Raw genomic sequence first — 22,502 nt, 5'->3', positions numbered from 1 at the left:
CATTAACCTGAAAAATTAGGACTTCTTGAAAACCGCTTCTTTAGCATCCAAATAAAGCTCTTAAGCTTAGAGGAAGTTGCTTTTAAGAATCGATAGAATCGATAGCATCGAAAGCTAACCTCACTTTTCATTGCAATGTTTTCAACAACGGCATTTCGGACAGCATATCTTTCACCCTCGGCACTGACCGCTCTATACAAATATAACGAACGCCTAGCCAAAGCCATACCCTGATAATCCTTTACAATGTTAACCTTTCTTTTTTGAATAGAGATTGAGCTAATACACTCATAATCTTCAAGCTTTGATGTATACCTTAACACTGACCCAATTCGTGAAATCAAATAATTATCCGAACTTTGAGCGGTTCTATGCGTGTAAGACCCAGGAACATTCCTTCGATATACACTAAATATGTCGTGCGCATATATAATACCATGCCGGCCAAGTAGCGCTTCTATAAAATAATCACCAAAAGGCAAATCCTGAGCGTTAAAAAACCACTCTGGCATCGACAAGAACTCTTTAGTCCTAAAAAAATACGATGCCGTAGGAGCGAACTGACTGGAAGCCGACACAGCATCCGATACTGGCAAAACACTGCCACTTACCAGATCATGCTCAAACTTCGGCGCAAACTTTCCCTTGCTAACATCGAAGAGATACGCAGGATGCACACTCAAATGAACGTCTTTATTTGTCTCTAATAAAAAAACTTGCTTAGATAGCTTATCGGGACTCAACCAATAATCATCACCCTCGCACAATGCGGAGTAAATTCCCCTGCAAAGGTCTTTCACAAACTGGGTTGGCCTGCTCCCTTTTGAATACTGATTCTCGGTCTGGAAAACAGTAGTAATCAAATTTGGATATCTTTGCTGGTACTGCTCAATAATGCGCTGCGTCTCATCCGCCGATGCATCATCATGAACAATAATCTCAAAAGGAAAGTCTGTTTCCTGTATCAGAAAGCCGTTGAGCGCATCCGCAATATACGGTGCATGGTTATAGGTAATACACAAGATGCTTACTAATGGTTTATTCCTATCCCCCTTCCACCCCGCCATAATTTCCGATTCCGGCCTCGGTTCCGGAGGCTTAGGCACGAGATTACCCGGCTGCAAATGTTCTATAGCCATAAGATCTTAGTCATCCAATAACCTATGCACGCTGCATGCGACTACCCACTTTTCCCCACAGCATCAAGGCGCCTTCAGCGCGAATGATAATGCTGGCGAGTAAGTATATCCCAGCCCCTGCGAGCCCGGAGAAAATCAACACGATCAACGGGTGCGCTGCTATGGTGTGTGCAATCGACCATGCACCTGCCCCGGCCAGCATTGCGGCGCCGATGGGTTTACCAATATCGTTGATCTGCATTTTGAAGTCGTAGTGGATCAGCTTCGCCGTGTAGTAGCTGTTCGGCAACAGCGCAACAATGGAGCCGATTACTTGCCCGACCACTATCCCTAATACGCCGAACGGAATTGACGCAACCAGAATGCTTATCTGAATGGCTTTTTTGATCAGGTTAAGCTTTAGGTTGAGGCCTGTACGCCCCTTCACCATCAAGACATTAATGTTCAGGGAGTGTACGGGGTATAGCAAACCAACCAAACACAACAATTGGGTATAGGTTACAGCGTCCATCCAGCGATCATCGAACAGCAGGGCGAATACCGGATCTGCAAGCCCCATGAATATGAGCATAACGGGGGCCATCACGAACATGGTCAGCTGTATGATTTGACGGTATTTGTGCTTCAGCTGCGCGTTGTCATCTTGCAGAGTTGCTAACGCTGGAAAGGATGACTTTTGCAGGGCACCGGTCAGCTGCTGAGCAGCAAGGTTAGAGAGCTTGGTTGCAAAATAATACAACCCTGTGAGTTCTGGGCTGAACAGCTTAGCGATTACCAGCGCATAGGAGTTTTTGAATGCAACGTTCAATACGTTAGCAATCACCAGAAACTTCCCAAAATCAAACAGATATCTGAAGGCTGATCCGTCAAAAGCAAATAACGGAACCCAACGGGTAGAGAACCATAGAATCCCAGTGGCGATAATCTGGGAAGAGAGCATCTGCGCAACCAGGCTCCATACGCCAAACCCATTATAAGCCATTGCAATGGCAATAAAGCCGGAGATGATGGTACCAGCTGTAGCCGCGATCATTTGGGAGCGGAAATCCATCCGGCGACTAAGGATTGCTGTTTGAACAATCCTGAATGAATTCACCAAAATTCCGATGCCCAATACCTGAACCATTAACTCTAGAATCGGCTCGCCGAAAAAAGCGGCTATTTCACCAGAAAGCAGGAAAACCGCTGAGTAAACGCCCCCCGCGATTCCGAGATTACCCCAGAAGGCAGTGCTCAACTCTCTGTCATTCACCGTTTTCGAGCGAATAAGCGCCTGCGTAAACCCGGCATTGACCAAAACCCCGGAAAGCTCGAAAACAACAGCGATAATCGCTATCAGACCGAAGTCTTTCGGAACGAGGAGTGTCGCGAGGAAAATCGTGAATAAAGTCGTGGCGCTCTTGGAAAGAAACAGCTCCAAAAAATTCCAAAGAGTACCAATACCAATTTTTCGATTAAGGCTAGCCAAAGTTTATTATCCTGCGGAGCAGTGTTTACCAGTCTGGCTGGTAACCAAGGTAGTCGAACAGTTCTTGATTAGGTTGTTCGTAGAACTCTCGCAAAATTTCGAAGTCGGCAGAGCTGATTTTTGACGGATAGGAACGCTTGTTCTTGATTTCTTTCTCGTCCGGGGCAGCCACCTGAGCTTGGTATGGAACACCCAAGAACTCATGGCACTTTCGAATTACGGATTCGCTATCATTTTTGAGCTCATTGAAGCCCAGAACGAGGATATTATCCCATCCGAACAAGTTAACGTAGCGCTCAATTTGTTGCTTGTACAGCCCCCGACGCAAAAGGCTAGGCTCTTCTTCCGTATCCCCGTTCTTGATCAATTCCATTTCAAGCTGAATATAGTCTGTAAAAGACGGGCACCCACTTTTGAAAAAGGTACTATATATTGGACTTTCTTTCCTTCCGTATTGATCGTTGGCGATGCTCCATGGCAGGATGCCTTCCTCACTCCATTGCCGATACATATTCCATGCTGAGTACGCTCTGGCGGTAGGTTCGCGCAATATTAGTATCAGTTTCAGGTCGGGATTATAAGCTTTTAGCCTCGCAGGAACTTTCTCTCTGCATAGATAAGTTGGAGAAGCCTCAAAAAATAGCTGGTTTCCGTGAGTCTTTTTCAGGAAACGCGATTCATACCAACGATGTCCCTTTCGAAAGTTGTCTTCCCGATCAAAATAATGGACCTCTTTGGGTTGAGAGCCTGAGAAAGAGGCCAACTCATCAAGATAAGAAAATAAAGAAGTAGTACCACATTTCTGGGCACCTATGATCATAAAATCCGGTTTGTGTCCTCCAAGTACACTATGTTCGATGTGTTTTTTTAACTTTATGGAAACTGATTTAAGCATTTAGCTCGCACCTCAAGTTCTATTTTCCCAAGGAAAATCGTCAAATGACGAATCTACACCCAGAAACTCAACAAACTTCTGGTACGCGTCCTTTTCCGCTACGTTGATCACCAAGAGGTCGTTCGGGCGATCCTTGAAGTATTCGATCACTTCGCGGTTGTATCGCTCATAGTGGGCAATCATGGTTTCTTTGTTGTACGGGTCATCGTCTGTCGTGCCATGTACACGCACGACGTTGTACATAAAGCCGGGCCATACGTACTGAGCCGCTTTCAGGTCTTCTGCAGTGGGAATCCGACCATCCTTGCCGAAGTTCTTGGCGTGAAACCGGGTGATTGAGCGATACCACTGCTCCGCGTCGTCTCTCACCGTCAGGATAAACTTGCTGCCCGGATAGGCTTTGTCGAGATGCTTATAGGTTTCCGGATAGCTGAAGGGCACATCCTGAAACACCTGGGCAGACTTGCAGTAATCTACAATGGGCTGGAAGTTGGCTTCGAAGTAATGGGTGCCGGTGAGTACTTCGGCTTTGCGCTGGTTACCAACGGGGTAACCGAGGGCTTCGAAAGCGGCTTTCAGTGAGGTAGTGCCTGTTTTATTTCTGCCGATGCAAAAGACTTTCTCTTTTCCGGCCGCTTTTATTCGTTTGTTAAGGTCCGATGCGGCTTGTTTTGCTTTCCGCTTTACCTTGCTAATTGCCGCTGCTGTCATTAGTAATGGTCCACAATTTTCTGATAAACCCGCTCCGCATCCTCCTGCGAATACTCCTCCAATCGCCAACGATTAGTATTCGAGAAGCTCGCCTCACCGGAGTACTCCGGCACCTGCTCCGCACTCACTCCACCTTGCTCTATCAGCCGGCGGGTGATCTCGTTGTAGTAGTACTCCGGACGCTGGCAAAAGTCTTCATACTGAACCACCAACTTTTTGTGATCTGGCAACGCGGCAATGCCTTGTTCTACCGAGCGATTGATGGCCGCGATCTGGCCGGCGACGGATTCCAGTGGGTCGAGGCTTTTCAGCTCCGGGTATTCTTTGATCTTGAACGAGTACCAGGTGTTGATGTCGCCGTACTGGCGCTTTCGGGCTTCCAGTGCAGACTGGATGTTGAAGATCGGGTCGCGCCGAATCCAGATGAACAGTGGCTTATCGAATTGTTCGGCAAGCTCCGGGATATTCTGGTTCATGATCATGGCTTTCATGGCGAACGGCTTTTCAAAGATATTCGCCAGCGCATTCAACTCATCACGGAACCCTGCCAGGTTACCTTTCTCACGTAATTCCTCGCCAGGCAAGTAATCCAGCTCTTCGAAAGGCAAGAAACGGCGCCAGAAGTACCAGAATTCGTTCGGGGCCAGCGCACCCTTGGTTTTGCCGTTGTCGGAGCTGAAATTTATGTCGGAGTTGAAATCCAGGATTTCGTTACGAAAGTTGTAACGCGGGTCCGTCAATAGTTGCTGGATTTTTGCGCCTACCAGCGGTGCTCCGAAAAAGCGGGAGAGCATATTGGTTGGGTAGGCGGCAAGGCCAGTGTTTGCTAGCCATTGCGTAAACAGGGTGCTACCAGAGCGGTGCGGCCCCATCAGAAAGATTTTAGAAAAGCGCTCTTCCGAGTGTTTTAGAAAAGCCTCATTGGCACCAGTAAGGTTGCCGTTGAGATCTTTCAGTAGCACTTCAAGAGCGGAGACTCGTGCGTATTTTTCTGTCCGATTTTCAGGAACAGCCACGTATAAATACCTTTTATCTGATTGCCAACAGGCTTACGAGCCTTTCCATATCTTCTTCGGTATAGCGCTGGTCACATGGCAGGAACAAACCGTTTGTTACCATATCCCACTCAAAGCTTCCTCCTTCTGAGCGCTGGAGTACCTCCGGCCAATAGCTCGGCACGAATACACGGTTTTTAATCAATTCTGCCCGACTGGCTGTTGCTGTGTTTGGAAGAAACGGATAACACAGCGGAGCGATATCCTCGCCGATCTCCAAGCTTAGCTTGTTGTATTCCCCGAGTTTTTTGTCCAGGTACTGCGCATTACGGGTACGTGAAACTCTGGCGGCATCGTAATTAACCGACCGCAAGAGCCTCTCCGTGAGTCTAGACATGCCTTGAACAGGAAGTTCGCCAATCGCCTCTTCGGCATCCTGGTACTTTTTATAAGCCGCTTCGGGACTTTCCGTGATTCTACTAATCAAATGCCCCATGCGACTTTCGGAGGTTGTATCTCTAATATCTGGTTGTTTGATGCGTGGATCGTCCGAAAACAGAAGCCCTCCGTCGGGAAGGCCGAAGAACTTTCGGGGTGAGTAAATGGTAGCCAGCGCTTCTGAATATTCAGAGAAGTAGGCCTGAGAGCAATCAACAATCGTATTTCGATGCCCAAACCGGTTCAAACCTCGGCATACCGCATCGCCAGACAGGCCAAAGTAATCCACAATCAAGATGCATTCATCGCCACCAACTCTTACAGAGGCATCAACATCGAATGAGGAGGTGAGCCGATAGTACTCCTTCTCTATACCCACAGCCTCTACTGATTGGACTACTGCGTCGCACGTATAGGCAGGCAACCAAATTTTCTTTGGTGTCAGTTCACTAAGTATTATTCTTAACGCTGACCGCGCCGAATTAGTTTTCACCTTACATTTATCAAGGTCGGCCCCATAGAATGGAAGCTCCAACCCTTGATATCCACCTAGAGACTTGGCTTTTTTGTCAGCCACCATGAAAATATATTCTCACTTCTACATTAGTCTTAGTTAAGGGCATACATTCTTAACAGACGTCCAATTTCAGATCTTGAGCAATTCATGAGGGCATCAATAATTGAGAGATTCGGCACAAACTCTCTGTTTTCTTGCTGGTACTGGAGCGGCAAGGTATCAATAAATTTAAGGCTGACACCACTCTTTTCGAAATCATCTTTAAAATAAAGAGAACGCCCACCAGGTGTGTTAATGTAGCAATCGGCTCCAAACTTATGACTCAACGCAATCAGTCGGTCTTTAGCAGATACTGTTCGGTCATAATCAAGCTCACTTGTTTTTCTGAACCGCTTCTGAATACCAAGATACGAAAAAATCTCTTGGTAACTTCTCATGCATACCGAGGCAATAGATCGGTCTTCGTGCTGAAGAACCCTTTCAACCAGAGGAAATACCTCTGCAAAATTCGGCGCTTTGGAGTAGCTTTGCTCGATCGTCCTTAACACCTTGGTCACATCGCTCGAAAAAGATAGCTCTTTTATCAGCTTATTTGAAGAGGCGCCTGGCACTGGAATAGTAAAGCGCGCCACACCATTTGGCGACGATATAGTGTTTCGGTTGATGTAACCCTGTTTAATATAGGCAACATCATCATAGATAAGAAACAGATCTGAAGCATGAATTAGCTGAAAATAGCCAATATAAGGAAACAAATAAGGCTGCATGACTGCCAGCTTCATGCCTTCAGCTCCGCATCAATCACATGGCTTACGTGGCTCTGGACTTCAAGCGCAAGCTCCGCATAAATCGGCAAACACAGTATCCTACTGGCAATATCCTTAGATACCGGCTGCTCTAACTGTGAATTCAGGCACGCTACATTTTCCAACGAAGGGTAAAAATACCGTCTGGCCAGCACGCCGTTCTCTTTCAGTGTGTCCAGTACTCGCACAGCCTGTTCCTCGCTTTCGAACACCACCGGGAAGTAGGCGTAGTTGTAATCCAGTGCTTCCGGTTTTGCTTGCAGTTGGAGGATCTGGCTCAGCGCCTGTTCGTACCGGTGCCAGACCGCTGCACGGGCTTTCAGGTTTTCTTCCATTTCGTCCAGCACACACAATCCCATCGCCGCCTGAAACTCATTCATCTTGGCGTTGATGCCGACCTCTTCAATGCTCTCCGGCCCGGTGATGCCGAAGTTGATCATTTTCTTCGCCCGCTCCAGGTCTTCCTTGCGCTTGAAGATGATCGCCCCGCCCTCGCCGGTGTGGAACAGCTTGGTGGCGTGAAAGCTCAGCGTGGCGGCGTCCCCGTGCTTGAGCAGGCTTTCCCCCTTGTAGGTTATGCCAAACGCATGGGAGGCGTCGTAGACCACCTTCAAACCGTGCTGGCGACCAAGCTCGTCTATGGCTTCCACGTCACAGGCGTTGCCAAACACGTGAACAGGCACAATGGCACGGGTAAGGGGCGTGATGGCTGATTCGACAAGCGCAGGGTCCAGGCACCAGGTCTCAGCGTCGATATCCACGAAAAGCGGATCTACCCCTGCCCACTTCAACGAGCTGGCCGTGGCCACAAAGGTGAAGGGGGTCGTGATCGCTTCCGCAGGTGCTTCACTTCCGCTTATGCCCAGTGCTCGGTAGGCGATCTGCAGCGCCAGGGTGCCGTTGGAGACAAGCAGCAGATTCTCAATCCCCAGGTACTCCTCCAGCCGCCGCGTCAACTCCTGCACCAGCGGGCCATTGTTGGTCAGCCACTGACCCTCGTAGATGCCGTCGATGTAGCGATCCAGCTTTTCCCGGCTGGGCAGATAGGGCTTGGTCACAGGAATCATGGCGAGAACCGTTGGGAGGGAGTGAAGCAGGGAAGAACTTATTCGTCTTCGATCAGGGAGAGCAGATACTGCCCATAGCCGTTCTTGGCCAAACGCTCGCCGGCGGCCACCATCTCGGCAGTGCTCATCCAGCCGTTACGCCAGGCAATCTCTTCCAGGCAGGCGATCTTGTAGCCTTGGCGGCATTCGATGGTTTCCACGAACTGGGCGGCTTCAAGCAGGCTCTCGTGGGTGCCGGTATCCAACCACGCAAAGCCGCGGCCCAGCTGCTCCACGTTAAGGTCGCCGCGGTCCAGATACGCCTGGTTGACGCTGGTGATCTCCAGCTCGCCGCGGTGCGACGGCTCTACACCCTTGGCGATCTCGATCACATAGTTGTCGTAGAAGTAGAGGCCAGTGACCGCGTAGTGGGACTTGGGCTTGGCCGGCTTTTCCTCGATGGAGATGGCGCGCTTGCTGGCATCGAACTCGACCACGCCGAATCGCTCCGGATCCTTCACCTGGTAGCCGAATACCGTGGCACCGCTGGCTCGCGCCGAGGCTTCCTTGAGCTTGGGAGAGAAGCCCTGACCATAGAAGATGTTATCGCCCAGTACCAGGCAGACGCTATCGCTACCGATAAACTCCTCGCCGATGATGAAGGCTTGGGCCAGGCCATCGGGGCTGGGCTGCTCGGCATAGGTCAGCTCGATGCCGAACTGGCTACCATCTCCCAGCAGGCGCTGGAAGCTGGGCAGGTCTTCCGGGGTGGTGATGATCAGCACCTCGCGAATGCCGGCCAGCATGAGCACGGAGAGCGGGTAGTAGATCATCGGCTTGTCGTAGATCGGCAGCAGCTGCTTGGAGACGCCCATGGTGATGGGGTAGAGCCGGGTGCCGGAGCCGCCGGCGAGAATGATGCCTTTACGTGCCATGGTGATTCCTTTCAGTGTTCTGTGGCTGCCACCGCTTGGCGATGGATCGCGCAGGATCTGCGCTCCTACACGTGAGTGGTCGTGCCCAGCCGCTCGCGCTGGTAGCTGCCGTCCTGCACGCGACGGCACCATTCCAAGTTGTCGAGGTACCACTGCACCGTCTTGCGGATGCCGGATTCGAAGGTCTCTTCCGGTCGCCAGCCCAGCTCCCGCTCGATCTTGCCGGCGTCGATGGCGTAGCGCAGGTCGTGGCCAGGGCGGTCTGCCACATGGGTGATCAGGCTCGCATGGGGTGAGTGCGGCGATGGCGCCAGCTCATCGAGGAGCGCGCAGATGGTATTCACCACCTCGATGTTCTGCTTCTCGTTATGGCCGCCGATGTTGTAGGTCTCCCCTACCTCGCCTTCTGTGACCACCTTGAAGAGCGCGCGGGCGTGGTCTTCCACGTAGAGCCAGTCGCGGATCTGCTCGCCCTTTCCGTAAACCGGCAACGCCTTGCCTTCCAGGGCGTTGAGGATCATCAGCGGGATCAGCTTCTCGGGGAAGTGATAGGGCCCGTAGTTGTTGGAGCAGTTGGTGATCAACGTCGGCAGGCCGTAGGTGCGCTGCCAGGCGCGCACCAGGTGATCCGAGCTGGCCTTGCTGGCCGAGTAAGGGGAGCTGGGGGCGTAGGAAGTCTCCTCGGTGAAAAACCCGTCTGGCCCTTCCAGGTCCCCGTACACCTCATCGGTGGAGATGTGGTGGAAGCGGAAGGCGTCGCGGCGTTCGGCATCCAAGCCGTTCCAGTAGGCGCGGGCGGCTTCCAACAGCGTGTAGGTGCCGACGATATTGGTTTCAATAAACGCGGCGGGACCGTCGATGGAGCGATCGACGTGGCTTTCGGCGGCGAGGTGCATCACCGCATCCGGCCGATGCTCGCGGAAGACACGCTCCACTTCGGCGCGGTCGCAAATATCGACCTGCTCGAAAGCGTAGCGGTCGCTGTCGGCGATCTCGCTGAGCGATTCCAAGTTGCCTGCGTAGGTCAGCTTGTCGACGTTGACGACGCTGTCGGCGGTGTGGCAGATGATATGACGAATCACGGCCGAACCGATAAAGCCCGCGCCGCCGGTGATGAGGAGTTTCATGGCTATATATCAGTGTCGGTAAGAGTGAGGAATCGCAATTCTGAATTCAATAAATAAGCGCAGTATCTGCGGTATCCAGGAGGCCATCACAAGCATGGCGACTGCGTGATAAATGGCCATTGGCAGCAATCTGGCGGAGCATCTGGGCCCGCCAATTGGCGGAGTGTGTCCGCCATATGGCGGCATCGGCCGTTTCGTCAAAGGCCCCGCCATTTGGCGGGGTGATGCCGCATTGTGGCGAAAGCGACCTACTTAACCCATTGATTTTTAATGAACCTAGCGATAAGCGAAGTTACCGAGCGATTCATCAATGTCGTTCAGGAATATGCGCAGGGTATAAGTGCCAGGATTTTTTCAGCTGTTCAACTTGCAAGATGATGCTACTGGCAGACTGATTCTTCCTTGCCCCTTGCCCCTTACTTATATGCGTAGTTGTAATAACCATAGCCGTAGGCCGTTGACGCCTTGCGCTCCATGGCGTTGAGGATGGCGCCCTTGACGGTAACGCCGGCGTTCTCCAGGCGGCGGGTGGCGATCTGGATCTCCTTCACCGGGTTGCGCTGGAAGCGTGCGACCATCAGGGTAGTGCCACACTGGCGGCCGACGATGGAAGGGTCGGTGACCGCGAGGACCGGCGGCGTGTCGATTATCACCAGGTCGTAGCGCTCGCTGGCTTCGGCCAGAAACTCGCCGAAGCGCTCGTGCATCAGCAACTCGGAGGGGTTGGGCGGCGCTTCGCCGCGGGCCATATAATGCAGGCCCTCCACGCGAGATTTTCGGATCGCCTCGTCCAGGCTGAGCTTGCCGGTGAGCAGTTCGGAAAGGCCATCGTGGCTGCGTCCGCCGAAGGCGTTGTGGATGTGGCCCTTGCGCATGTCGGCATCCACCACCAGCACGCGCTGGCCCGATTGGGCACACACCGCGGCGAGGTTGGTGGAGACGAAGCTCTTGCCGATGCCGGGGCTGGCGCCGGTGATCACCAGTCGGTTATCCGTGGCCTCGAGCATGGCGAAGTGCAGGCTGGTGCGTAGGCCGCGCAGCGCCTCGATGGCAGTGTCGGCCGGGGCGCGCTCGGCGAGAACCGCGGTAGATACCTCTCTGGCGTGCTTGTCTTTCTTGTGCTTGACCCGACGAATCAGCTTCTGCTGCTCTTCCGAACGCGGCACGGTAGCGTAGACCGCCAGCCCAGCATCCTCGATCTGCTCGGGAGACTCCACGCCACGGCGCAGCAGGCCGCGTACAAGCACCAGGCCCACTGCCAGCATGCCGCCGAGCAGGGTGGCCAGCACCACGATTAGCGGCTTCTTGGGTTCGATGGGATTAGGTTGCGCCACGGCATCGTCGATGATGCGCACGTTGCCCACGGTGCTGGCCCGGGCGATCTGCATCTCCTGGATCTTGTTGAGGAGCTGGACGTAGACCTGCTGGTTGACCTCCACGTCGCGGCGCATGCGCAGCACCTGCTGCTGGGTCTCGGGCAGGCTGTCCACCTGCTCTTCCAAGCGATCTCGCTGCTGGCGCAGCTGGGCCTTCTTCTCCAGCAGCGCCGAGTAGGTGGGGTGGCTGGGCGTAAAACGCCGCGAGACCTCGGCCTCAGTGAACTCCAGCTCATTAAGCTGCTTCTCTAAGTCGACGATGCGCTCGAGGATCGACTGGGTCTCGAGGGAGAGGTCCACGCTGTCGCGTTCGGATCGATAGCTGTTGAGGCTGTTCTCCGCCGCGGTCAGCTCCTCGCGCACCTGGGGCGCCTGCTCCTCGAGGAACGCCAGGCTCTGCTCGGCCTCGGCGGCTTGGCGCTGCACGTTCTGGGTCAGGTAGATCTGGGTAATGGCGTCCAACACACGGTTTGCGCGGCCGGGATCTGTATCGGTCAAGGAGAGGTCGAGCAGGCCGCTATCCTTGCCCTGGGGGCTAATACTCAGCCGGCTGCGCAGACCCATGATCGTGGCCAGGCGTGAGCGCCGCTGCAGGGTGAAGGTGGCCCCCTGCCCCGCTTGGATCTCGGCGACCCGCAGGGTGACATCACCATTAAGGAAACTCGCTTGCGTGCCAACTTGGCCCTCGCCCAGGTCTTCGCCCTCCAGGCTGACGGAATAGCGCTGAGCGTCGATCACCTTAAGCTGGAAGGGTTGCCCCACGTAGTCAGGCGTCACCTGGAAGTCGCCGATATTGATCGTCTCGCCGGCCCATACGCTATTTTCGGCGAAATCCGGACGCTCCATCCCACGGCGAACCAGGAACTCCCCCACCACAGGCAGGCGCTGCGGGGTGACCACCAGGTCCAGGCGCTGCTGGTCCACGGCCTGGCCTAGCACCATGCGCGACTTGATGATGCCTAACTCGGTATCCGCGGAAGGCTGCTCGCCCAGCATCGAGCGCACGTCCTCCAGCGGATTGGCCATGCCGGACTTCTCCTCTACCTGCACCAGCGCATCGGCCTGGTACACCGGCGTCGCCAACAGCGCATAGGTCACCCCACCGAGGGCAAACACGAAGGTGATGGCGATGATCAGCCACTTGTGATCGAGGAGAAGGCCAAACAGGCGGCCGAGGTCGATCTCGTCGTCGGCCGGGGCCGAACGTGGGGGAGCTGTGTTGGAAGATTCGGTCATGGATGCGCTATGTCGTGAGTCAAAGAAAAATATGTGCTGAAAGCAACATTGTGGGAGCGCGATTTATCAGCGATCGAAGCGGCCACGGGAACACCACCGGGCGCCTGCGGCGCCATCGCCCAGAATCTGGGCTCCTACAGGCGGGCTGCCCAGGCTTCGGTGGCTTCCTTGAGCAGCTCATGCACATGCTCAAACGCTTCTCGGCTCTTGCGATAGGGGTCGGGGATGTCCTGGCCGTTGCCGCCGTCGAGCCACTTGCCGAGCGTCATGGTCTTGCCAAGCGCTTCGGGAGAGATCTCGCCGACGGCGCGGCGCTGGCTGTCGCTCATCACCAACACCAAGTCGACGCCGGCGAGGATCTCGCGGTTGAGTTGGCGGGCGGCGTGGGCGGAAACGTCGAGGCCGTCAGCTTCGGCGAACTCTCGCGCGGTGGGGTCGACGCCCTGGCCGACCAGGGCACCGAGGCCCGCGGAGCTCAGCCGCTTGCCGGGCAGGGCCTGGCGAAGCATGGCTTCGGCGACGGGGCTACGGCAGATGTTACCGATGCAGACTACCAGGATGCGATCGAACATCAGAGATCGTCTCTCAGTTCGTTAGCATCGTTTACGGCGCGGGTCACCTGGTAGACCGCGGTAACGGTGGGCAGCAGCTGGCCGATCACCCGGTTCCAACGTCCCAGCGGGGTGGAGGTGACATAGACGATATCGGTGGGCTGCAGGGCAAACTGCGTGCCCAGCACCATGGCCGCTGCATTGCGTGCATCCAGCTGGTAGACGGTGGCCAGCTTGCCGCTGGTCGCCGGAGCGCGCCGGAAGACGAAGATGCCGCTGGCGTTGGCGCTGGCCTCCTTGAAGCTGCCGGCCTGGGCGAGCGCATCGGTGAGGGTCAACCGCGTGCGCCCCATGGAAAGCGCCTGGGGCTCGCCTACCTCACCCATCACGTAGACCTGCTGGTTGCCAACATCGGGCACATGGATAACGTCGCCATCCTGGAGCAGGATATCGCGGGCCAACTCCCCCTCGTTGAGCATGGCGTAGAGCGAGATTCGCCGAGTCTTCCCTGCACGGGTGAACTGCACCTCGTGCCAGTTGGCCTCCGTGTCGAGACCTCCGGCCTGGCCGATGGCATCCAGCAGGGTCAGCGGTACGTTGGTGATCGGCTGAGCGCCCGGCCTTTTCACCTCTCCGGTAATCTGCACCTCCTGCGACTTGAACGCGGCGATGCGCACCTCGACCTGGGGCTCCGAGATGTAGGTCTGCAGGCGACTGGCGATGAGGTCGCGCACCTCGGCCACACTCCTGCCTTCAACCTGAACACGCCCGATATAGGGGTAGAAGATGGTACCGTCACGATGCACGATGTTGCCCGACTCTGCGGGGCTGCGCTCACTGCCGGCGGGAATCGTCAGTTCGGGGTGGTCGTAGACGATGATACTGAGCACATCCCCCCTGCCGATGCGGTAGTCGTAATCGTCGATGGCGGCACCCTGCTGAGCGGCAAGCTGCTGCAGATCGGCATTGCCGGGCTCCACGCCTTGCGCCGGCTGCAGGGCACTGACCAGCCCCGGGGTGATGGGTTCGATCTCCACCAGGTCATCGATGGGCGCGCCCTCGACGCTGGAATCGAAGTGGCTCCCGGGGGCGAAAGCGCAGCCAGTCAGCCACAGGGCGCCACCAAGCACCGCCAGCAGTTTGATCGACGTTGGATTTAACATTGGCTCGTGCCTGCTGAGATGAGTAATAAGGGATCGGGACACGCTACCGCCCCGAGGTGTCATGGCGCATCCCCGAGGCCTGGTTTCGCTGATTGTAAAGTATCCGCAAGCGATTGTTCGCGAACTAAAATTAATTTTCAAGCGTCTGCATCAAGCAACAACCAAAGTAGAGGTGCTGCCGCTAACTTTCTTTACTAGGGTTTCGAGGGTGGCGACTATACATGAACAAACGATGACGATTCCAGCATCAGGAGCCCGACCTGCCCCCGTGTAGGAGATCTCTTACACGGGGGCGAGCCAATCGCTGCCACCAGGTTTCGCCACCCATGAATTTCTGTTAAACACAGTGCTCAGGACGAGACAAACGCCGGATTAGCGATTACCCTAAGGCCGGACAGTCGATGAAGCCCGTGTACGGGTCGTGCCCGGGAACAGCAACATGGAGGATGGACACGATGAAGAATACTTTTGCCAAGAACGCTTTCGCCAAGAAGGGCATGGCGCTGATCGCCATCACCGGTATGCTCAGCACTCCCCTGGCCATGGCGCAAGGCGCCAGTGACAACGCCCCGCAAAGCGGTGGGGCTTCAGGCCTGGCCAATGCAGCAAGTGAAAACCCGGCACTGACCGTTGGCGTTGGCGCTGGCATTGCCGTGGCGTTGATCGCCGCTATCTCCGGTAGTGACAGCGGTACTGGCACCACTGGCACCACTGGCACCACTGGCACCACTGGCACCACTGGCACCACTGGCACCAACTGATCGGAGTCGCGAATGCCGATGGTTATACACGGCAACGTGAACGCACAGAGCCGCCTGCGGGCGGCTCTCTTACGTCTACGCCCTGCCTGCCTGTTAGGCGCCACCCTGCTGCCGCTCACCCTGACGGGCTGCGCCAACGGCGGTGGATCGCTGATCACCACAATGTTCGAGGATGCCCTGGGCGTGAGCGAGGCCGACCCCGCGGCACGGGCCGACGAGATCCCCTTCGCTACCATCAACATCGACACCGGCGACCGCCGAGGGCTGGTGGTGCTGGGCGCCCAGGGTAACGCGGAAACCTACTGGCCAACCGGCCATCAGGGATTGATCGCCCTGCGCCATGAGGCGCTGCACACCACCGTGGGCCTGGCCCACAACCTGCTGGATACCGCCTATCGCCTCCGCGGAGATGCCGAAGTGCCATGGCAGCAAGCCGAGCCGGCGCCCTTCGAGGTGACTCGTAGCTGGCAGGATGAACAGGGACTGCCCAGGCGTATGACCGCAGAAGGCGAGCTACGCTGCGACGAGGCCAGGCCCTTCGATTTGCCGCTGGCCACGCTGACCCTCCAGCCCTGCACACAGGTGCTGAACTGGGATAACGGTGACGTCACGGAAGGCGTGCTGTGGCGCGACCCACAGAACCATCGGCTATGGGCCGGCGAGGAACAAGCCTGGCCAGACGGCCCCACGATTCGCTGGGAGGTAGCCAGACCATGGTGGTAGCCACTCGCACGCTGGCGGTGTGCCTTGCAGCCAGTTGGTTGCTGATGCCACTGGGCGCCACCGCCCAACAGCCCGAACCGCAGCCATCGCCACACGTTCGCCTGTCCGACGCCTGGCTCGACACCCTGCAGCGAAGCGGGGAGCGCGTGGTGTGGACCCATGCCTTCGCCCTCGAACACGCTACCGTCGAGGCAGTGGAGCCGCAGCGCCGGCGGCTGATCGCCGAACTCGAGACACTGAGGCGCCGTGCCCGGCTCGATGGTGCCGACGGCCTGATCGCGGCGCTTGGCGCCTGGCAACGTGAGCTCGAGGCCTCAAGCGCGGTCCCTGCTAGAACCCCTGGGCGGCATGACCTGCCCTGGCTGGGTGCCGACCGGCGCCGCGATCCACCGCTGTCCGCATTTCATTACTGGGGGCACTGCGCAGTGCCGACATGGGTCGAGGTCTGGCATCTGGGCGGGGTATCGAGACTCCCTTGGCAGCCCGACATGACGCTGTCACAGGCACTCGACCAGATCGCCGGAAGTGCCGCACGCCAGGGCGCAGAACACGCCGCATTGATCACCCCCAGCGGTGAGCAGCACCGGCGCGGAATAATGGCCTGGAACCACCAGGAAACGCCCCTCACCCCGGGGAGCCGTGTAATGCTGGAACTGCCCGCCTCCATCGACTCGACGGCTCGGCGGCTCGTCAATCAGCGGCTGCCAGCGTACCTGGCAACAAGGTTGCCGGGGGATGAGTGCGAGATTCAAGAGGTTACTGGAGCAGAGGAATGACGGGCGGAAAGGGGGAAGGGAATGAGTGGGAAGTGGAAAGTAGAAAGGGGCAATTGATGGGTGCCAAGGCGTCGAAGCGAAATGAGTGCAGAGAGGGACTTTCTTCTTGTCACTTTGTACTTTCAACCCTCCCGCTACTTGCTGCTCTTCCCGCAGTCTCCCTTGTGGCTTCCCCTGCCCTCGCAAGTGGCCTAGGCTCTGGCCAGAGCGACTTCGGCGGCATCGGCCTGATGCAGACGCCCAGCGCGCGCATGGCACCGGTGGGTAGCATGCTGGCGGGGTGGAGCCGCACAGCGCCTTATCGCCGCTACAGCCTGTTCTTTCAGCCGACTGAATGGCTTGAGGGGGGCTTTCGGTACGTGGAGGTTGAGAACCGCCAGTACGCCGCCGCCGACGAGGAGCGCCCCAACCTCGACAAGGGCATCGACATCAAGCTGCGCCTGCGCGAAGAGAGCCGCTACTGGCCTCAGCTGGCCTTGGGTCTGCGCGACCTGGGCGGCACCACGCTGTTCGGCGCGGAGTACTTGGTGGCTACCAAGCGCTGGTATGACTTCGACTTCACCCTGGGGCTGGGCTGGGGCTATCTGGGTAATGCCGACGACATGGATAGTCCACTAGGGGCGCTGCATGATCGCTTCGATACCCGGCCCGGCGACGGAGGTGGCGACCAGGGGGGCGAGTTCGCCCTGGATGACCTGTTCCGCGGACCAGCGGCGCTGTTCGGCGGCGTTGAGTACCAGACGCCCTGGGACCCGCTGGTGTTGCAGCTGGAGTATGAAGGCAATGACTACAGCAACGAGCCCCAGGACAACGACCAGCCCCAGGATACTCGCTTCAATGTCGGCGCCCGCCTGGCGCTGGCCGACAACCTGGAGCTGCGCGCCGGCTGGCAGCGCGGCGATACTGCCATGGCCGGCATCAGCTACGCAGTGGACCTGGCCGGGCTCAGCCAGATCAAGCGTGATCCGCCGCCCGCCGATCCGACGGCGCCCCCCCGGGATAACTGGACCACGGTCAGCCAGGAACTGCAGGAGAACGCAGGCATCGCGGTATCGCGCATCACCCGTGACGGCCGCGACCTCGTCGTCACCGGGGAGCCGGTGAAGTACCCCTCGCTGCTGCAGAGCGAGATCCGCGCCGGGCGCATCCTCAACGCCCAGGCCGAGGACGAGGTGGAGCGGTTTCGCTTTCGCTGGGAGACGCTCGGCCTATCGCTGCGTGAGGACGTGCACGACCGTGAGGCCCTGGTAACTGGCACGCGCTCCACCAGGCAGGAAGACGACCACCTGTATGGCCTCTATGCCCATGCCAAGCTCGACGAGCCGCGCGGCGAAGTTCTCTACGAGCAGGAGCCCCGGGGCTTCCAGTGGAGCTTGGGGCCACGCGTCGACCAGAACTTCGGCGGCCCCGACGGCTACCTCTACCGGCTGATGGCGGTGCTGGGTGGCGACTATCGTACCGACCGCAACGGCTGGCTCTCGGGCCAGCTGGCGCTGACCCTGTTCGATAACTTCGACGAGTACGACTACATCGCCGAGTCCGCCCTGCCCCGTGTGCGCACCTTCATCGGCGACTACCTGGCCGAATCCAGTCTGGGGATCGAGAATCTGCAGTACACCCGCACCGCCCAGCTCGGCGATGACTGGTACGCCATGGGTTATGGTGGCCTGCTGGAGATGATGTATGCCGGTGCCGGCGGCGAGCTACTCTATCGACCCTTCAACAGCCCGCTCGCCCTGGGCCTGGACGTGAACTGGGTGCGCCAGCGTGATTTCGAGCAGCGCTTCGATCTGCGTGACTACGAGACCTGGACGGGCCACCTGACCGGCTACCTTGAGACCGGGGTCGAGGATGTTTTGGCGAAGCTGAGCGTGGGTCGCTATCTTGCAGGCGATGTGGGCACCACGCTGGACCTGTCACGCGAGTTCGACTCCGGCGTGCGGGTCGGCGCCTGGGGCACCTGGACCGATGCCGGCGATGACTTCGGCGAGGGCAGCTTCGACAAGGGGCTCTACCTGTCGATTCCGCTGGATGCGATGTTCACCCGCTCGAGCCGTTCACGTGCCGGCCTCAGCTGGCGCCCCCTGACCCGCGACGGTGGCGCCACCCTTGATCGCCGCTACGGACTCTACGGGATGACCGAAGAGCGCGATCTGGGCGACTACTGGGACGAACACGACAAGGCGTGGGAGTAGAAGCGGCCAAGCGGCCAAGCGGCCAAGCGGAATTGTGGGAGGCCGGGGCGCTATTAGCACGGTGCCGCGCCCTTGGGGTCAGACCCCAAGGGCTACGCCGAACCCTATGGAATCCCCGCCAGAAACACCCTTTCACAACGCAGTTTTTATGCAGATTTGCCAAGATGCGAGTGTTGGGAACAGAAGAATTGGAAAACATCGTTCGCCTTTCTTAAAATAGTACTGATGCTAGTGTTCGCGTTCCACAGGCTACTTATGTAGACTCAGCATGGACCACCACCCCAAGGAGATTTACACATGCGCATGATCCCCGTGATTGCCGCAAGCACCCTGGCCCTCTCGCTGGTTGCCAGTCAGGCCATGGCCTACCAGGCCGGCGACGTCTATGTGCGCGGTGAGTTCGAGAAGTCCGACATCGACGATAACAACAACGTCTCCCGCGAGAATGCCTTCGGCCTGGCCGGCGGCTATCTCTTCAGCGATAAGTTGGGCATGGAGCTGGGCCTCGGCGAGGACGTGGAGCACGATTATCAGGTCGGCAGCCAGTCCGGCACCCTGGATCGGATGCCGGTCAACCTGCTGGTCCAGTACTACCCGCTGGGTGGCATCGAGGCGGCGCGTGTCCAGCCGTTCATCGGCGTGGGTCTGAACTACACCCGCTTCTCAAGCGTGAGCGGTGCCGGCATGGATGTTGATGACAGCTACGGCGTCGTCGGCCAGCTGGGCATGGACCTGACCCTCACCGAGAACATCAGCGCTACCGGCTTCGCCCGTTACGCCGATGTCGAGGCCGAGTTCGAGCAGGGTGGCCAGGGTGTCGCCGACGTCAGCCTGAACCCGCTGACCGTTGGCGCGGGTGTCACCTACCGCTTCTAAGCGGCACTCGCTTCAGGCACACAGCGCCGGGCCCCCAAGGGGTCCGGCGTTTTTTTGTATGGCCTTGCTCAGAAAGGAAACACCACCGGCGTCAGCAGCAGCACCCCGGCCGAGTAGGTCAGGCTCACCGGTAGCCCGGTCTTGATGAAATCACTGATTCGATAGCGGCCGGGAGAGTAGACCATCAGGTGGGTCTGGTAGCCGTAGGGGACCAGGAAGCAGGCGCTGGCGCCATAGGCTACGGCCATGATGAAGGGCATGGGGTCGGCGCCGAAGGCCTGGGCGGTGGTCCAGGCAATGGGGAAGGCCAGGGCTGCGGCGGCGTTGTTGGTGACGGTCTCGGTAAGCAGCAGAGTCATCAGGTAGCAACCAACAAAAGCTGCATAGATGCCGTAGCCGGAAAACAGCGTCTGCATGCCCTGGGCGAGCAGCGCCGCGGCGCCGGAACTTTCCAACCCCTGGGCGATGGCCAGCGCCGAGCCGATGATCAGCCACAGTTCGAAGGGGAAACGTCGACGTAGTTCCGCAGTACTGAGCACCTTACCGGCCACCAGCCCGGCCATCAGCAGCAGCAGGCCGTGGAACAGTGGTAACCACTCCAGGGCCGCCAGGCCGATCACCGCCGCGAAGCCGGCCAGCGTCAGCATGCTCTCGGTGCGCTTGAGCTGGGGACGCTTGAAGCTGCCGCTGAGTAGATGGAAGTTGCGCTCGATATTGCGGTGCTGGCGGAAGTCGCTGCCCACCGCCAGCACCAGGCAGTCGCCCACGCGCAGCGGGATCTGACCCAGCTGCCCCTCCAGCCGCTTGCCACCGCGGCGAATGCCCACCACCCCCGCGTTGAACATGCTACGGAAGTCGACGTCCTGCAGGGTCTGGCCGGCCAGCTCCGATTCGTGCGAAACCACCACCTCCACCAGATTTGTCGCCAGCAGGTCATCGGCCTGGTGGCCGAACAGCTTGAGCCCGGGAAAACGCTGCAGCGCCTGCACCTTGCCCACCTCGCCGGTAAACACCAGGGTGTCATCGGCCTGCAGGATCTCCTCGGGCCCCACCGGACTGATCAGGCGCCCTTCCCGCTCGAGCTCCAGCAGGTAGAGCCCCTCTAGGCTGCGCAGCTCGTTCTCTTCGATGCTCTTGCCCACCATCTCCGAGCCGGCTTCCAGGTCGGCGGCCAGGAAGTAGGAGAGTTTCTCCGCGGTATCTTCCGGCGGATGTTCGGGTAGCTTACCCGCTCGCCACAGCAGTACCCCGAAGGTGAGCAATGCCACCGGCACGCCCACCAGACTGAACTGGAACATGCCCAACTCGAAGCCGCAGCTACCCAAGGCGAAAGAGTTGACCACCAGGTTGGTAGAGGTACCTACCAGAGTGGTCATGCCGCCGAGGATGGAGGCATAGGAGAGCGGGATCAGCAGCCTTGAGGGGGCGATACGCTTCTGACGCGAGATGGCACCCAGGAAGGCGGCCACCACGGCGGTGTTGTTGAGAAATGCCGAGAGCACGGCGCTGGCACCCATCAACCTTGCGGTAGCGGTCTTCTCGCTGCCCGTGAGCAGGCGCTGGGAGAGCCAGTCGAGTAACGGCGTGCGCTCGAGTGCCAGGGAAACCAGCAACAGCAGCAGGAGGGTGGCCAGGGCCGGGTTGGTGTACTGCTGGAGCAGAGTGGTGGTATCCACCAGGCCCAGCACCAGGTAAGCGCCGGCCAAGCCGACGAAGGCGATCGCCGGGCGTACCACGCCGCTGACCAGCAGGGCGAGGAGTCCGGCAATCGAGAGAAGCACGGCCCAGGTCATCACGCGTCGTCCTTGAAGCTCTTTGCAGGGTGGTAAGGAAATCCAGCTTGTGGGAGTTTACTTGGCCTTTTATGATATTGTCGATAACGCGCTTCGATCACCTGCAATTTCCAGCAGATGTTTCGTTATAGAACATAAGGTTATGCCAAACAATGAAGGCAAAACATTTGTCGCCTGACAATCTCAATGAGCGCCGGTTGCAGGCTGTGAGGTTGCGGCTGGACGGACACACCGTCGCCGAGGTCGCCACGCGCACGGGCCTGTCGGCCCCCACCGTCTCGGCGGCCTGGAGGGCCTTCCGCGAGGGTGGCTGGGAGGCGGTGCCGGTACGCCCGCGGGGCCGCAAGGTGGGCCAGGCGGCGCGCCTGGATGCCGCGGCGCAGCAGGTACTGGGCGAATGCTTGCGCGAGCTTCCGGAGTCGCCGGAGCCGGCCTGGAGCAGTCGCGCCCTGGCCGACGCGCTCAAGGACGCGGGGCATGAAGTGTCACCGCGCGCCATCGATCACTGGCTAGAGGCCCACGACCTCAAGCCCGAGCCCATGGCCCTGGAGGCACTCGAGCGCAAGCGTGGTCAGACGGGTCGCTGGTATCGCCAGCAGGTCGCACCAGTGCTCAAGGAGGTAGGCAAGGTCGGTGGCAGCCTCTGGCAAGGTGGCGTGCGCATTGCCCGGCCCACGCAGCAAGCGGCAGTAGAGGCCAAGCCCGAGCGACCGCGTTACCAACTCTATCTGCACGGCAAGCGTGGCGTGCTCTACACACGAGTACTGACGACACCGCCGATGGTCGATGACTACCTGGCGCTGTTCCAGCGCCTGCTCGACCAGGCTGAGGGCAAGCCGGTGGCGCTGGTGTTCCATGGCGCCTGGTTCCAGGCCGTTCCCGAGATTGGGCGGTGGCTCGAATGGAATCCGTCATTCCGGCTGTTGCCATGGCCGGCCTTGGGAGAAGCCTGTGATCGCCGATAAATCGGGCTCC

The 22,502-nt window shown here is 58.0% G+C and carries 20 protein-coding genes; 6 read left to right on the top strand and 14 right to left on the bottom strand.

The genetic code is table 11. From position 1 onward, the window contains the following. Positions 1-2: 2 nt before the first annotated feature. The 13 genes from GRB96_RS09845 to GRB96_RS09785 all read right to left on the bottom strand — a co-directional run bounded on the left by GRB96_RS09845 (position 3) and on the right by GRB96_RS09785 (position 14,403). Positions 3-1,139, bottom strand: coding sequence for a glycosyltransferase family 2 protein (locus tag GRB96_RS09845; RefSeq protein ID WP_161431980.1), 1,137 nt, complete (start codon positions 1,137-1,139; stop codon positions 3-5). Between the two features lie 22 nt (positions 1,140-1,161). Then, positions 1,162-2,607 (bottom strand): lipopolysaccharide biosynthesis protein, encoded by a 1,446-nt coding sequence (locus GRB96_RS09840; protein WP_161431979.1) that lies wholly within the window; start codon positions 2,605-2,607, stop codon positions 1,162-1,164. A gap of 25 nt (positions 2,608-2,632) precedes the next feature. Further along, complete coding sequence (locus GRB96_RS09835) at positions 2,633-3,502, bottom strand: sulfotransferase domain-containing protein (RefSeq protein ID WP_161431978.1); 870 nt, start codon at positions 3,500-3,502, stop codon at positions 2,633-2,635. 12 nt (positions 3,503-3,514) lie between these two features. Beyond that, complete coding sequence (locus GRB96_RS09830; protein ID WP_161431977.1) at positions 3,515-4,213, bottom strand: sulfotransferase; 699 nt, start codon at positions 4,211-4,213, stop codon at positions 3,515-3,517. Beyond that, on the bottom strand, positions 4,213-5,229 hold the full coding sequence (locus GRB96_RS09825) for a sulfotransferase (RefSeq protein ID WP_161431976.1): 1,017 nt from the start codon (positions 5,227-5,229) through the stop codon (positions 4,213-4,215). The genes GRB96_RS09830 and GRB96_RS09825 overlap by 1 nt, the downstream gene beginning before the upstream one ends. A gap of 13 nt (positions 5,230-5,242) precedes the next feature. Further along, complete coding sequence (locus GRB96_RS09820; RefSeq protein ID WP_161431975.1) at positions 5,243-6,226, bottom strand: DegT/DnrJ/EryC1/StrS aminotransferase family protein; 984 nt, start codon at positions 6,224-6,226, stop codon at positions 5,243-5,245. A 29-nt stretch (positions 6,227-6,255) separates the two neighbouring features. Further along, positions 6,256-6,945: a WbqC family protein gene (locus GRB96_RS09815; RefSeq protein ID WP_161431974.1), complete on the bottom strand. Its 690-nt coding sequence runs from the start codon at positions 6,943-6,945 to the stop codon at positions 6,256-6,258. Next, positions 6,942-8,036 carry a DegT/DnrJ/EryC1/StrS family aminotransferase gene (locus GRB96_RS09810; RefSeq protein WP_161431973.1) on the bottom strand — a complete coding sequence of 365 codons (1,095 nt, stop codon included), beginning with the start codon at positions 8,034-8,036 and terminating at the stop codon, positions 6,942-6,944. The genes GRB96_RS09815 and GRB96_RS09810 overlap by 4 nt, the downstream gene beginning before the upstream one ends. 38 nt (positions 8,037-8,074) lie before the next feature. Next, entirely contained in the window at positions 8,075-8,950 is an 876-nt protein-coding gene (gene rfbA, locus GRB96_RS09805; protein WP_161431972.1) for a glucose-1-phosphate thymidylyltransferase RfbA, read from the bottom strand. Between the two features lie 65 nt (positions 8,951-9,015). Then, positions 9,016-10,077: a dTDP-glucose 4,6-dehydratase gene (gene rfbB, locus GRB96_RS09800; RefSeq protein ID WP_161431971.1), complete on the bottom strand. Its 1,062-nt coding sequence runs from the start codon at positions 10,075-10,077 to the stop codon at positions 9,016-9,018. Positions 10,078-10,493: 416 nt separating this feature from the next. After that, the gene (locus GRB96_RS09795) at positions 10,494-12,689 is read right to left on the bottom strand and encodes a polysaccharide biosynthesis tyrosine autokinase (RefSeq protein ID WP_161431970.1); all 2,196 of its coding nucleotides are present in this window, start codon (positions 12,687-12,689) and stop codon (positions 10,494-10,496) included. A gap of 134 nt (positions 12,690-12,823) precedes the next feature. Next, positions 12,824-13,261: a low molecular weight protein-tyrosine-phosphatase gene (locus GRB96_RS09790; RefSeq protein WP_161431969.1), complete on the bottom strand. Its 438-nt coding sequence runs from the start codon at positions 13,259-13,261 to the stop codon at positions 12,824-12,826. Then, complete coding sequence (locus tag GRB96_RS09785) at positions 13,261-14,403, bottom strand: polysaccharide export protein (protein ID WP_161431968.1); 1,143 nt, start codon at positions 14,401-14,403, stop codon at positions 13,261-13,263. Before GRB96_RS09785 ends, GRB96_RS09790 begins: the two co-directional genes overlap by 1 nt. Before the next feature lie 455 nt (positions 14,404-14,858). Here GRB96_RS09785 and GRB96_RS15575 point away from each other — a divergent pair, with 455 nt between their 5' ends. The 5 genes from GRB96_RS15575 to GRB96_RS09760 all read left to right on the top strand — a co-directional run bounded on the left by GRB96_RS15575 (position 14,859) and on the right by GRB96_RS09760 (position 19,734). Beyond that, positions 14,859-15,164 carry a hypothetical protein gene (locus tag GRB96_RS15575; RefSeq protein ID WP_161431967.1) on the top strand — a complete coding sequence of 102 codons (306 nt, stop codon included), beginning with the start codon at positions 14,859-14,861 and terminating at the stop codon, positions 15,162-15,164. A gap of 12 nt (positions 15,165-15,176) precedes the next feature. Continuing rightward, entirely contained in the window at positions 15,177-15,887 is a 711-nt protein-coding gene (locus GRB96_RS09775; protein ID WP_161431966.1) for a YjbF family lipoprotein, read from the top strand. Continuing rightward, a complete protein-coding gene (locus tag GRB96_RS09770; RefSeq protein WP_161431965.1) occupies positions 15,878-16,663 on the top strand; it encodes a capsule biosynthesis GfcC family protein in 786 nt (261 codons plus the stop codon). The genes GRB96_RS09775 and GRB96_RS09770 overlap by 10 nt, the downstream gene beginning before the upstream one ends. Before the next feature lie 56 nt (positions 16,664-16,719). Continuing rightward, positions 16,720-18,858 carry a YjbH domain-containing protein gene (locus tag GRB96_RS09765; RefSeq protein ID WP_161431964.1) on the top strand — a complete coding sequence of 713 codons (2,139 nt, stop codon included), beginning with the start codon at positions 16,720-16,722 and terminating at the stop codon, positions 18,856-18,858. A 297-nt stretch (positions 18,859-19,155) separates the two neighbouring features. Next, a complete protein-coding gene (locus tag GRB96_RS09760) occupies positions 19,156-19,734 on the top strand; it encodes an OmpW/AlkL family protein (RefSeq protein WP_161431963.1) in 579 nt (192 codons plus the stop codon). Between the two features lie 68 nt (positions 19,735-19,802). Here GRB96_RS09760 and GRB96_RS09755 read toward each other — a convergent pair whose 3' ends face one another. After that, complete coding sequence (locus GRB96_RS09755; protein WP_205743517.1) at positions 19,803-21,527, bottom strand: SLC13 family permease; 1,725 nt, start codon at positions 21,525-21,527, stop codon at positions 19,803-19,805. Between the two features lie 152 nt (positions 21,528-21,679). Here GRB96_RS09755 and GRB96_RS09750 point away from each other — a divergent pair, with 152 nt between their 5' ends. After that, positions 21,680-22,492, top strand: a complete 813-nt coding sequence (locus tag GRB96_RS09750; protein ID WP_276608739.1) for a helix-turn-helix domain-containing protein — start codon at positions 21,680-21,682, stop codon at positions 22,490-22,492. Positions 22,493-22,502: the final 10 nt, after the last annotated feature.

It is taken from the genome of Halomonas alimentaria (genome assembly GCF_009902005.1).
Classification (GTDB): Bacteria; Pseudomonadota; Gammaproteobacteria; order Pseudomonadales; family Halomonadaceae; genus Halomonas; species Halomonas alimentaria.
The sequence above is the reverse complement of the archived record's forward strand: the minus strand, read 5'-3'. Positions and strand labels throughout refer to the sequence as shown.